General features: G+C 64.1%; 12 protein-coding genes. 6 read left to right on the top strand and 6 right to left on the bottom strand.

Annotated elements, in window-relative coordinates; genetic code table 11:
• Positions 1-51: 51 nt before the first annotated feature.
• The 4 genes from G6N42_RS08185 (at position 52) to G6N42_RS08200 (ending at position 4759) form a co-directional block, all read left to right on the top strand.
• Complete coding sequence (locus G6N42_RS08185; RefSeq protein WP_163737172.1) at positions 52-384, top strand: STAS domain-containing protein; 333 nt, start codon at positions 52-54, stop codon at positions 382-384.
• On the top strand, positions 381-782 hold the full coding sequence (locus G6N42_RS08190; RefSeq protein WP_163728348.1) for an ATP-binding protein: 402 nt from the start codon (positions 381-383) through the stop codon (positions 780-782). The genes G6N42_RS08185 and G6N42_RS08190 overlap by 4 nt, the downstream gene beginning before the upstream one ends.
• Positions 783-930: 148 nt before the next feature.
• Positions 931-2826, top strand: a complete 1896-nt coding sequence (locus G6N42_RS08195; protein WP_163728350.1) for a SpoIIE family protein phosphatase — start codon at positions 931-933, stop codon at positions 2824-2826.
• Complete coding sequence (locus tag G6N42_RS08200) at positions 2759-4759, top strand: CHASE3 domain-containing protein (protein ID WP_163728352.1); 2001 nt, start codon at positions 2759-2761, stop codon at positions 4757-4759. The genes G6N42_RS08195 and G6N42_RS08200 overlap by 68 nt, the downstream gene beginning before the upstream one ends.
• 19 nt (positions 4760-4778) lie before the next feature.
• Here G6N42_RS08200 and G6N42_RS08205 read toward each other — a convergent pair whose 3' ends face one another.
• Both G6N42_RS08205 and bfr read right to left on the bottom strand, forming a co-directional pair.
• Complete coding sequence (locus G6N42_RS08205) at positions 4779-6845, bottom strand: MDR family MFS transporter (RefSeq protein WP_163728354.1); 2067 nt, start codon at positions 6843-6845, stop codon at positions 4779-4781.
• Positions 6846-6975: 130 nt separating this feature from the next.
• Entirely contained in the window at positions 6976-7461 is a 486-nt protein-coding gene (bfr, locus tag G6N42_RS08210) for a bacterioferritin (RefSeq protein ID WP_163728355.1), read from the bottom strand.
• A 241-nt stretch (positions 7462-7702) separates the two neighbouring features.
• Between bfr and G6N42_RS08215 the strand changes: the two genes are divergently transcribed.
• Both G6N42_RS08215 and G6N42_RS08220 read left to right on the top strand, forming a co-directional pair.
• Positions 7703-8335, top strand: coding sequence for a fatty-acid--CoA ligase (locus G6N42_RS08215; protein ID WP_163728357.1), 633 nt, complete (start codon positions 7703-7705; stop codon positions 8333-8335).
• Positions 8336-8342: 7 nt separating this feature from the next.
• On the top strand, positions 8343-8558 hold the full coding sequence (locus tag G6N42_RS08220; protein WP_163685172.1) for a (2Fe-2S)-binding protein: 216 nt from the start codon (positions 8343-8345) through the stop codon (positions 8556-8558).
• 4 nt (positions 8559-8562) lie between these two features.
• On the opposite strand, the gene G6N42_RS08225 is transcribed toward G6N42_RS08220, so the two are convergent.
• The 4 genes from G6N42_RS08225 to G6N42_RS08240 form a co-directional block, all read right to left on the bottom strand.
• The gene (locus G6N42_RS08225) at positions 8563-9966 is read right to left on the bottom strand and encodes an HNH endonuclease signature motif containing protein (protein WP_163728359.1); all 1404 of its coding nucleotides are present in this window, start codon (positions 9964-9966) and stop codon (positions 8563-8565) included.
• Positions 9967-10062: 96 nt separating this feature from the next.
• Positions 10063-10818 carry an enoyl-CoA hydratase/isomerase family protein gene (locus G6N42_RS08230; protein ID WP_163728361.1) on the bottom strand — a complete coding sequence of 252 codons (756 nt, stop codon included), beginning with the start codon at positions 10816-10818 and terminating at the stop codon, positions 10063-10065.
• A gap of 16 nt (positions 10819-10834) precedes the next feature.
• Complete coding sequence (locus G6N42_RS08235; protein ID WP_163728363.1) at positions 10835-11278, bottom strand: TIGR03618 family F420-dependent PPOX class oxidoreductase; 444 nt, start codon at positions 11276-11278, stop codon at positions 10835-10837.
• A 6-nt stretch (positions 11279-11284) separates the two neighbouring features.
• Positions 11285-12001 carry an EthD domain-containing protein gene (locus tag G6N42_RS08240; protein WP_163728366.1) on the bottom strand — a complete coding sequence of 239 codons (717 nt, stop codon included), beginning with the start codon at positions 11999-12001 and terminating at the stop codon, positions 11285-11287.
• Positions 12002-12012: the final 11 nt, after the last annotated feature.

Below are 12012 nucleotides of genomic sequence, written 5' to 3' on the forward strand. Positions count from 1 at the left end.
TTCTGGTCCCAGGGGTGGTGCCACGACGGTTACGACGAAGAAGGAGGAAAGATGAGCGACTTTTCCACTCGGACAACGGAGTCGGGTGTCGTCGTGGTGCAGCCGACCGGGAGGCTGAACATGGTGGCTGCCCCCGCGCTACGAAAACAGCTCAATGACATCGTTGATGGTGGCGTGAGTCGAATCGTCGTCGATCTCAGCGCCACGGAATTCATTGATTCGTCCGGTTTGGGCGCGTTGATCGCGGCCCTGAAGATTGCGCGGAATGCGGGTGGCGACTTGCGCATTGCGGCTCCCACACAGCAGGTTTGCACCGTGCTGGAGTTGAGCAACCTTGACCGGGTCTTGCGTACCTATGCGTCGGCGGACAGCGCTTTCGAATGAGTGAGCACGCCATGGAGGCCCTGACCGGTCCCGACACGCTGGCGGAGATCCAGCAGACACTCGAACTGGCGTGGGCGGAAGAAGAAGTTTCCGAGCACACCAAGATGTGCATAGAACTCGCGGTCAGTGAGATCGGTACGAACATCATCGCGTACTCAGGTGACGGGCGGCCAGTGCGATTGCGCATGGTGGTTGACGTGCGCCCGGAAAGCGTGGCCGTCACCTTCACCGACGACGGCCATCCCGCGGAGGTCGACCTGACCCGGATAACCATGGCCGACGAGGCCTCCGAAAGCGGCCGCGGACTGGCACTCGCGCATCGCGTACTCGACGAGCTGTCCTACTGGCGCGATCAGAAGGGCAATCACTGGACGCTGACTCGGCGTCGATCCGGATGAGGATGCGCGACTTCCTGTGACGGGCACGGCTGAATTGTCTGACCAGGTCACGTCGAGCCCACGCTTATCGCACGCTGGTCATGGGTCGGACACACCGCCTTTCCGCATTGCCAGGTGGCAGATTCCCGACGCCGTATTCATCATCGTCATGCTGCTCGCTTTGGCCGTGGTGACAGCGATCACCCTGAAGCTCCAACCGTCGGGCCTGTTGACGCCGCCATGGTCGCCGGCCTCGGGCATCGCTCTGGGCCTGGGCATCTGTTTTCGGCGACGGTACACCTGGATGCTTGCGCTGGCAGTTGCGGCCGTATCGTTGCCGATCTTGGTGTGGTTGGGACGGCCTGCACCCCTCGCTGCCGCGTTGACCGCGGCCCTAGCCGTCGAGATGATTGTCGGCACACTACTCCTTCGCGGTCGCCAGGACCGCCGACCGCAACTGTTCACTCCGAGCGATCTGGCCAGGTTTCTGGCGATCGCACTGGTGTCGGCGACGCTCTACGGCGTACTGGCCTCCGCCGCCTTTTATCTGCTCGGGTATCCGGCCGGGGCCGTGGAAACGCTCCAGACCGCTGTGCTCAAGCATGTTGCGGGAATGGCGCTTCTCACTCCGCTGCTCATGGCGCCGACTTACCGGATACAACGGGCGGGCTACGCCGAAACGGTGGGCCACGTCATCTGGACGCTGGGAACCGCCACCGGTGTATTCATATTCGACGACACGCTACTGCCGTTGGCGTTTCTGACCTTTCCGTCCTTGGTGGCCGCGGCGCTTCGACTGTCGACCCTGCAGCTGTCCCTCGTCCTCATCGGAGTTGCGAGTATTGCATCGCACGGCAGCGTGAACGGTTTGGGCCCATTCGCATTCGATCAGCTAGGTGGGCCGACGGGAGTTGCCTTACTACAGGCCTATCAGTTATCGATAGTCGCGGTCTTGCTCACGCTGTCCCTTCTGGTGGGATCCGAGCGGGAGATGTCATCGCGGCTACACGAGAGCGAGGAGTTGTTCCGCAAGAGCTTCAACTCGTCGGTCGCCGGCAAGCTCATGGGCATCCGGACGGCCGATCAATGGATTGTCGAGCGTGCCAACCCCTCCGCACGGGCTCTGCTGCCCGGACTGCAAGGTGGCATCAGGAGCCTTGACACCTTGATGGGTCGGGATGCCGTTGGCAAACTCTCGCAAGCCGCCGATTCCCTTGTCGGCGACAACGCCCGTATCGTCGTGCAGCTCGACGACGGGCGCAGCCTCAACGTGAGTATCGCCGTGATCGGCGAGACGACTGAAGGGACCCAGTTCGTCGTGCACTTCCACGACGTCACTGAATCGGAGCGGCTACGTCAGCTGGAGCAGGAGGAACTGAACCGGGCTGCCGAAGTTCAACGTGCACTGCTGCCTGGCAAACTCCCCGAGACGCCGGGCTGGACGTTCGGCACGTCCACCAGCCCGGCCAAACAGATCGGTGGCGATTTCTACGACGTGCGCGTGCATCAACCTTCCATCGTGCTCAGCCTCGGCGATGTCATGGGTAAGGGCATGGACGCGGGAATGCTCGCCGCCGCGACTCGCACCGCGCTCCGGTCCCACGATCCCGGTATGACTCCGTCGGCGGTCGTCACGCATGCGGCCGGCATTCTCGAAGGCGATCTGCGTCGCGTCAGTGCATTCGTCACGCTTGCCTACGTACAGGTGGACATCGACTCCGGCGACTTCCGGTTCGCAGACGCGGGTCACGGCTTGCATTATGTCCTCCGGACCAGATCTGGCCGGGTTGAAAGGCTGTCGTCCGACGACATGCCCGTTGGATTGGGCGACCAATGGCGCGAACTCTCCGGCCGCCTCGCCCCGGGGGACATGATCCTGCTCGTCAGTGACGGAGTGCTCGAGCTGTGGGGCGGTTCGCTTGACGGACTCGAGAACGCAATCGCGCAGTGCGCCAACGGGACTGGGACGGGCCCACAGGAGGCCGTCGACTACTTGTGTGCGAACGCCGGCGAATTACTGGATGGCGACGACGTCACCGCGGTGGCCTTACGCCGTGCAGGGTGAGCCGCGCGCGGTGAGCGCTCCCGCCTCCGCTGATGCCGACGCCGCGAACTCGCGTCGGCGGCGCATGTACTCGCGGCTGACCGTACAGGGGTGGTTGATGGTCGTGTTGTGCGTGATGGGTGTGGTCGTCCTCTGCGGTTCGGCGTCCATCGCGGTGCTGCAATACCGCACCGACGCTGCAATTCGCCAACTGGTGGACATAACATCGCCCGCACGTGCCACCGCCTTTCAGATGCAAGCGGGACTGCGTGACCAGGAGACCGGTGTGCGCGGCTACGTCATCACCGGCGACCGCCGATTCCTCGAGCCGTACGTCGAGGGTCAGCAGGCCGAACAGGCCGCCGCCGCTCGGGTGCGCGAACGCCTGACGGGTAACGACGACCTGCTTGCCGATCTGGACGCGATCGAAACAGCGGCCGAGCAATGGCGCACCAGCTACGCCGAACCGTTGATCGCACGCGTGTCACCTGGTGAGCCCTACCCGCTCAGCACCACGGAGGCCGACCGCGGCAAGGCCCAGTTCGACAATCTGCGCGCCCTGTTCGACAGACAAAATGAAAACCTCGTTTCGGCGAGAAACGACGCCCGCGCCCAGTTGCAGCAGTTTGAGTCATGGCTGAACCAGGTGCTGATCATTGTGTTGGTCGCGCTGGTGGGCACCGCGCTGGCGCTGACCCTCTTGGTGCGCCGCGCAGTCACCCGGCCTGTGGCCGGCGTCGCGGCGGCATGCCGGCGGATCGCTAAGGGTGATTTCGCCGCGACGATCCCGGTCGAGGGTCCCAGCGATATTCGGGGGATCGCACAGGATGTAAACGACATGCGGCGGCGCATCGTCGACGAGCTCCAGACCTCGCAGGCAGCACGAGCCGAGCTCTACGAGAGCGAGGAGTTGTTCCGCAAGAGCTTCAACTCCTCGGTGGCCGGGAAACTGCTGGTATTCCGTGCGTCCACCCAGTGGATTGTCGAGCGCGCCAACCCCTCAGCACGCGACCTGCTGCCCGGGCTGCGGGAGGGCATCACGAACCTTGACCTGCTTATGGGTTCGGACGGCATGGCCGAGCTTTCGACCGCCGCCGATTCTCTCGATGGTGACGACAACGCGCGGCTGACGATGCGGCTGACCGACGGGCGCAGTCTGCAGGTGAGTATCGCCGTCATCGGCGAGAAGCCCGAAGGGACCGAGTTCGTCCTGCACTTCCACGACGTCACCGAATCGGAGCGGTTACGTCAGCTCGAGCTGGCGGAGATGAACCGGGCCGTCGAGGTGCAACGTGCACTGGTACCGGGCGCCTTGCCCGCAACGCCAGGTTGGACCTTCGGCACGTTCACCAGCCCGGCCCGACAAGTCGGCGGGGACTTCTACGACGTGCGCGTGCGTCAACCCTCCATCGTGCTGAGCCTCGGCGACGTCATGGGTAAGGGCATGGACGCGGGAATGCTCGCCGCGGCGACTCGCACGGCGCTGCGCTCCAACGATCCCGCAGCGACCCCATCGACTGTGGTCAACGGTGCAGCAGGCATCCTCGAGGGCGATCTGCGCCGGATCAGCGCGTTCGTCACGCTGTCCTATGTCCGGGTCGACATGGACTCTGGCGACTTCCTGTTCGCCGACGCGGGTCATGGGTTGCACTTCGTCATCCGCACCCGGTCCGGCCGCATCGAGCGCCTGGCGTCCAACGACATGCCCATGGGATTGGACGACCACTGGCAGGAACTCTCCGACCGCCTGGCGCCGGGGGACATGATCCTGCTCGTCAGCGACGGTGTGCTCGACCTATGGGGCGGTTCGATCGAGGGACTCGAGGACGCCATCTCGCAGTGCGCCGATGGCAATGGGACGGGCCCGCAGGCGGTCGTGGACTACCTGTGTGCGAATGCGGACGAGATGCTCGACGGTGACGACGTCACGGCGGTAGCCCTGCGCCGCGGCTGATGAGCGAAGGACGCGCAACCTAGCTTGCGCGGCTGCGGGCTGCGTCCAGTTCGCCGCGGTCCTCAGTCCAGTTCCGCTGCACGAGCATACGATGCGCGATTCGTTCGAGCGCCGCCTCGACCTGATCACCGTCGGGCCGTCCTTCGAACGAGGATGACGTGGCCAATTTGTCGACGATGCGTCCTACGATGAGCCCGGATATCGCGTCGACCTGCTTCATTCCGGCCTGTGTCAGCCACAGCCTGCCGCCGCCTCCCAGCACCAGTCCGTCGCGGATCAGCCCGTCGAAGGTGGGCTCGATGACCTCGTGGGGCACCCGCAGACGTTCGGCGATGTCGGTCAGCGTGGCCGTACCGAACACCTGGTTCTGCCGATAGATCTGGAGCAGTGCCCACATCTGGGTGACGTCGAGATTGCACCCGGGGAGTTGGGCGAGACTGCGTAGCCGAATCTCGGGCGAGTCGCGGAAGATCCGCCCGATGGCCACTTCGAGGATCTTCTCGGGCGACTCGGTGCTCGGCATCCCGAAACCCTCACCGAGGTCGCTCGCCGATACGGTTTCGATTTCGCGCAGTCGCACCTCTTTGAGGAAGAGCGAAACCACGAAGCCGACAACTGCGACGGGTACCCCACAGAGGAACACAGTGCCGAGCGAGTCCGCATATGCGTCGACGATCGGTGCGGCCATCTCCGGCGACAGCGCGTGCAGTGCCTGCGGGGAATCCGCAGCCCTGGCGGGCGCCCCGCTGGCCACCAGCGCAGCCGGGATCTTGCCGGCAAGGAAGTTGGCGAACAGCGAGCCGAAGATCGCTGCGCCGAAAGAGCTTCCGATCGTCCGGAAGAACGTGACCCCGGACGTTGCCACACCGAGGTCGGCAAAGCTGGAGGTGTTCTGGACGACGAGAATCAGAACCTGCATACACAGACCGATACCTGCGCCGAGGATGAACAGCGACACCGACTGCTGCCACAGCGGTGTGGCAGCCCCCATCTGTGACAGCAGCGCGAACCCCACCGCCATGGTGGCGGTGCCCACGACGGGGAACACCTTGTACCGGCCGGTGCGGCCGATGATCTGCCCGCTTCCGATGGACATGATCAGCATCCCCGCCACCATCGGCAGGGTGCGCATACCCGACTCGGTCGCCGAGACGCCGTTGACGAATTGCATGAACGTGGGCAGGAATGTCAGTGCACCCAGCATCGCGAATCCGACGATGAAGCCGAGGATGCAGCACACCGTGAATACCGGGCTGGCGAACAGACGGATCGGCAGAATCGGCTCTGCGACATGGGATTCCACCCAGACGAAGATTGCCAGTGCGAGTGCGGAACCGACGAAGAGGCTGATGATCATCGGAGACGACCAGGCGTAGGTGCTGCCGCCCCAGCTGGTGGCCAGCGTCAGGCCGGACGCGGCCACACCGATGAACAGAATGCCCGCGTAGTCGATGACCGCCCTGCCGGCCTTGGCCAACGACGGGATGGCCAGGGTTCCGACCACGATCACGAGAAGCGCGATCGGCACATTGATCCAGAACGCCCATCGCCAGCTGAGGTGATCGGTGAAGAACCCGCCGAGTAGCGGGCCGATGACGGTGGTGACTCCGAACACGGCACCGAGCGCGCCCTGATAGCGACCTCGTTCGCGCAACGGGATGACTTCGCCGATAACAGCCATCGCCGTGACCATCATCGCGCCACCACCGATGCCCTGCAGTGTGCGCGATGCGACCAGCATCGTCATCGAGCCCGCGAGCCCACAGAGGACGGATCCGGCGAGGAAGAACAGGACCGCCACCTGGAAGACGGCCTTGCGGCCGAACAGATCGCCGAGCTTTCCGACGATCGCGGTGGCGATCGTGGAGGCCAATAGGTAACTGGTCACCACCCAGGACTGGTGGCCCGCTCCCCCGAGGTCAGCGACGACGGTCGGCAGCGCGGTGGCCACGATGGTCTGATCCAGGGCCGCCATCAACATGCCGAGCAGCACCGCAACAAAGATGATGTTGCGACGCTGAGGGCTGATCAGCGCGCTGGGAGATTCACAATCTGCGGCAGCCGCGTCCGTTCGCGTGCTCGTCATACCTGCCTTCCTTCGGTGGCGTACCCATCAGACCTATCGTTAGACAGGCTATGAAAGTTACGCCACCCACGGAAGATCAGGCGTCACGATGGGCCCCATGAGTTGGGGACTGGCGACGAATGTGCGTTGGCTATGCGCTGGTTGGCGGCCGGGATACGCACTGGGCCGAGTACAGCTCGACGCCGAGCTTGTCCATCAACTGGAGCTGGGTTTCGAGGTAGTCGATGTGCTCCTCTTCGTTGGCCAGGATGCCCTCCAAGAGGTTCGCTGAGGTGGCGTCCTCCTTCTCGCGGCACATGATGATGCCCGGCCTCAGCCGCCCTATCACCTCGTATTCGATGGCCAGGTCGGCCTCGAATTGTTCACGCAATGTCTGACCAATTCGCAGCGAGAACAGCCGCTGATAGTTCGGCAGGCCGTCAAGAAGCAGAATTCGGTCGGTGATCGACTCGGCATGCTGCATTTCTTCGAACGACTCTTTGCGCGTATATTCAGCAAGCTCGGTGAATCCCCAATTCGCCTGCATCTTCGAATGCAAGAAATACTGGTTAATGGCGGTCAATTCGCTCGTCAGTTGCTCGTTGAGCAATTTCAGAACGTCGGGATCCCCTTGCATCATCGCTCCTAGGCAACTTGAGGGCTGGCAGTTGTCGCTGTGGGTGGTGCCATACCCAATCTAGTGCAGGAAATGTGTATTGGCGCATCTTTATCGTTGCCCTGGGCGTGTTTTCGGGGTGATCGCGAACGATCGGGACACCGACGGGGCGCAGATCAGGTACCTACTCTGGACTGCCTAGGCTAAGTAAGGTTAGACTGCGCTAACGCTTGCAAGCCTAGCCTATGGATAGGGAATGGGAATGAGTGATTTCGATCTGCACTCACTCATTCTCGCTTGCGATTTCCGCGTCGATGACGTCGATCGCATGTGGACGTGGCTGAAGAAGCATTCCGACGGACTCGCCGCTATCGGAGCCCATCATGTCGTTCTCTACACATCGATATGGGAACAAAACCGAGTATTGGTGACCATTGGTATTCGGCACGTCCGTTCGATGCGGGATGTACTGCGGTCACCCGAAATTTTCGAGTGGTTCAACATTTCGGGTGCCGACGACATTCCACCGATCTTCGGTGGCGAGGTCGTCGAAAAGATCGATCTGTACCCGCCGTCAGCCGACGAACATGTCGGCCGGGTCGTTGTCGGCGTCATGTCCTCGGTCGAAGACGTCTCTGCACTGATGGTCAAGGTGCACGACGGACTCGACCGCTTCAAACGCGGCGGAGTACGCAAGATCTGGGTTTATCGCGCGCTCGACGACGGACAGGAAGTGATGATCCTGCAAGAAATCGAGGACGAGACCGCGGCTCGGCAATGGATCGATCATCCGGATGCTGCCGCCGAATGGATGTCGAATGCGGGCCTCGGGCCCTACCCCACCCAGTTCGTGGGCAGATTCGCCCACCTCATGAGCATCGACGAGCAGAGCTGAGCCGCCGATGTTCGTATGCCTGTGCATGGGAGTGACGAGCCACGACGTCGACCAGCTCGTCGCCAACGGCGCCTGCACGTCCAAGCAGATCACCGAAGCCTGCGGCGCCGGAGGCGACTGCGGCCGATGCCGCCGTACATTGCGCGCCATCATCGCCACCCATCACGATGTCGCCGGCTGCCCGTCGAAGAACGGCTGCGCGAAAAGAACGCTGAGCCGGTAGGCCCTTACGGTCCGCGTTCGTTGTTTCCGTCGTCGTCTGGTGGTCGGAGGAGTAGTTCGGGGCGGTGGTGGTAGTTGATGCGGGTTTGGCCGGTGTCGAGGCCTGGTGGTGGGTGCCATTCGGCGTCGCCGTGGTTGTTGATGGTGGTGGTCCAGCCGTTGTCCTTGTCGACGAGGCGGTTATCCGGGCCGCACGCCAGGGTCATCTCGTTGATGTTGGTGTGGCCGCCGTCGGCCCAATCCTGCAGTGCGTGATGCACCTGGGCGCCGTAGGCCGGGACCGCGCAGCAGGGTTTGGTGCAGCCCCCGTCACGGGCGATCAGCATGATGCGTTGGGCGGGGGAGGCGGTGCGTCGCGCGCGGAACAGGTCGAGGGCTTGTCCGGTGGATTTGTCGAAGACCGCCAGCCAGTGGTGGGCGTGGGCGGCCAGGCGGATCACGTCTGTGATCGGTATGAGGCTGCCGCCGCCGGTGGTGCCCACGCCCGCGCGGGACTCGAGGTCTTGGAGGGTGGTGCGGATGATGATCGAGGTCGGTAGCCCGTTGTGCTGACCCAACTCGCCGGATTCCAACGCGTTGCGGCCCAGGGCGAGCAGGGCGTCGTGTTGGCGTTGGGCCAGGGTGCGGTGATCGGTGTCGATCTGCTCCTGTGAGGGGGTGCCGCTGATGCACGGGGTGTCGTCGTCGGGGTTGCACATGCCGCGTGCGCCCCATTTGGCGAAGATGGGTTCGAGCACTGCCCACGCTTCCGGCGTCAGGTCGCCTTTGATGGAGACCATGCCGTCACGGCCCTGCGGGCCACAAATGAGACCGCGCTTGCGCTGTCGTTCGGTGTCATCGGGTGCCGGGCCGTCCTGATCCAAGAGGAACAGCATGGTGGTGGCGGCCCTGCCCAGTTCGTAGGGCCCGACACCGACCGCGATACGCACCAAGTCTTGTTCGATCTGTTCGCGTGTGGCGGCATCCACGAACCCGGGAAGGCGTCCCATGGCGTCGCGGATCTTGTCCACATGCTCGCCGGTGATCTGCCCGGCGGCTTGGGCAGCGGCGGTCGCCGCGAGCACCGGCGCCAACGGTTGACCGGTCAACGCCCGCCGCGGCCCGAGCACCTCGGCTTCGGCCAGGCGGCGGTTGGCCTCGGTCGCTGAGATCCGCCACCGGATCCGCAGCACGTCTTTCCAGTTCTTGGCGCCCAACTCCTTGGGCGTCGTTTCGGTCTGTAGCCGGGCCAGCGCACGATGCCACTGCGTAGGTAGTTGACAGGTCAGCGTCTCCAGCTCGTCGAGCACGTCGAGCAGTTCGCGGTGGGTGAGCATGTCCAGGTCGCAGCCGGCCAGCGACTCGTGGGCGGACCGCAGCGCGGCCATCGCCACCTGCACCGGAGTCGCCAACATCATTCGAACATACATTCGACCACCGACAACCCAACCCAGGCTGGACAACAGAAACCAAAGTGACAGAAGAGATTTCAGCTGTGAACGACCCTGACGGGTTTCGGCAGGCGCCTACTGACCCTTGCCGGTGAAATCCGCCAGGGCGGCGGCATTGGCGGCCGCGCCCATCAGGACCGCGAAGTGCCCGTTCTCTCTTTCCGTCGCCGCGGCGATGCCCTCGCGGGTCGGCGCGATGATCGTCTGCTTGACGGCCATGAGACTCGAAATCGGCCGGGAGGCAAGGATTTCGGCATGACGGCGTGCCTCTGGTAACAGATCGTCGGACTCGCAGACCTTCCAGACCAGCCCCATCGCCCGCGCCTCCTCGGCACCGACCCATTCCGAGGACAGCAGCAGCCATGCGGCGTTCTGCCGGCCCATCAACCGTGGCAACAGGTACGACGACGCCGCTTCCGGCGCCACGCCGAGGCTGGTGAAGGGGGTCTTCAGGCGTGCGGCCGAGGACATGAACGCCAGATCCGCGTAACCGAGGATCGTCGCGCCGATGCCCACCCCCACTCCGTTGACCGCAATGATCAACGGTTTGGGGAAGTCGGCGAGCGCCTCGATCATCGTCGAGAAGTGGCTGCCCTTCTCGTTGAACTCGGGATCGGTGATGCGCCTCTGCATTTCGTTGAGGTCGTTGCCGGCGCTGAACGCCCGCCCGGCGCCCGTCAGCAACACCACGGCGACTTCCGGATCGGCGGCGGCCTCGTTCAGCGCGGTCGCGGTGGCGAAGTACAGCTCCTCGTTGAACGCGTTGAGGACGTCGGGCCGATTGAGCGTCAGGGTCCGCACCCGCTGGTCGTCGACAATCTCGAGAATCACGCCAGCAGCGTATGCGCTAGCCGTTGCTGTACACCCGGGCGGGTGCGATAAGGACGACCGTGCGGCGCTGCTCGGCCATCACCCGGTCGTATTCGTCCCAATCGTCGTGTGTGCCACTGGCGGCGGTGAACACCTCACGCAACAGCAGACGAAGCTGCTCGGAATCGGCCAGCCACGGCTGAGGGTCGTCGGGACCCGCCAACTCCGCTGTGCCTTCGACGGTGGCCCACTGCCATCCCTTTCGGAACGTGACCGCCAGTTGTGGACGTGCGCGCAGGTTCGCCAGTTTCACTTTTCCGTAGGTGACGAAGCCCAGGGCCGGCTGCCCCGTCGCGGGATGGGTCAGCACACCGACGTTGACCAGTGACGCCTGGACCGTGGCGTCGGCGCGCACGGTCGCGACCACAGCGAGGCCGCTGTCGTCGGCCGCAAGGGCGAAGGCTTCCTCCAGTGTGGGCATCTGACCTCACCCGATCCGGTTGTCGGTGACGAACGGCGTTCGGTAAACGTAGCGGCTCGTCGGCACGGTGTCGACGTTGCGGTTCGCCCCGAATGCCGAGGTACTGGCCACCATTCGGTCCATCCGGCGGCTCAGCTCGGCGTCGCCGGGAGCGCCGAAGAACGCGTGCAGATCGGTGACAGCCGCTTCGGGGAAGAGCTCTTCGACGATCGCGTCGATCGGCGGGGCGTCCGGAGTCAAGGCGCGCACCACCGCGTTCTGGGTGTAGCCGAACGTGGACTGCGTTTCGATGGCCACCGGTGTGTGGTCGATGTGCCAGCGCCGCAGCCAGGTCGCCTCGTCCAAGTCCTCGGGCCTGCGCAGTAGCGCGATGTTCGCGAAGCCGTCCGTGCGCGCTCCTTCGGCGGTGGCGGGCGGCGGCAACGGCACCGATTCGGTGACGAGGTAAGCGGCAACCTCGTCCGCCTCGGATGCCAGCCGGGACAACGCCGCGATCACCGGCTCGGCGTACGACTGATGCGCCCACAGGGTGACGAACCCGACGACCGGCGGCTCGAGGGTCGTCAACGTCATGAGTGAGTTGCGCACGACACCGTCGCGCACATTGACGGCCAGCCCAGGCAATCCGAGCTCGAGCAGGTCCGCCGCGACGTCGGTCCGCATCCTCGTGCACCATGCGTCATCCGCATCCGCGCGCCGGAGCGCGATGATCATCTTTTCCACCGGTCGAACCT

The sequence above is a fragment of the Mycobacterium gallinarum genome (genome assembly GCF_010726765.1).
GTDB lineage: Bacteria > Actinomycetota > Actinomycetes > Mycobacteriales > Mycobacteriaceae > Mycobacterium > Mycobacterium gallinarum.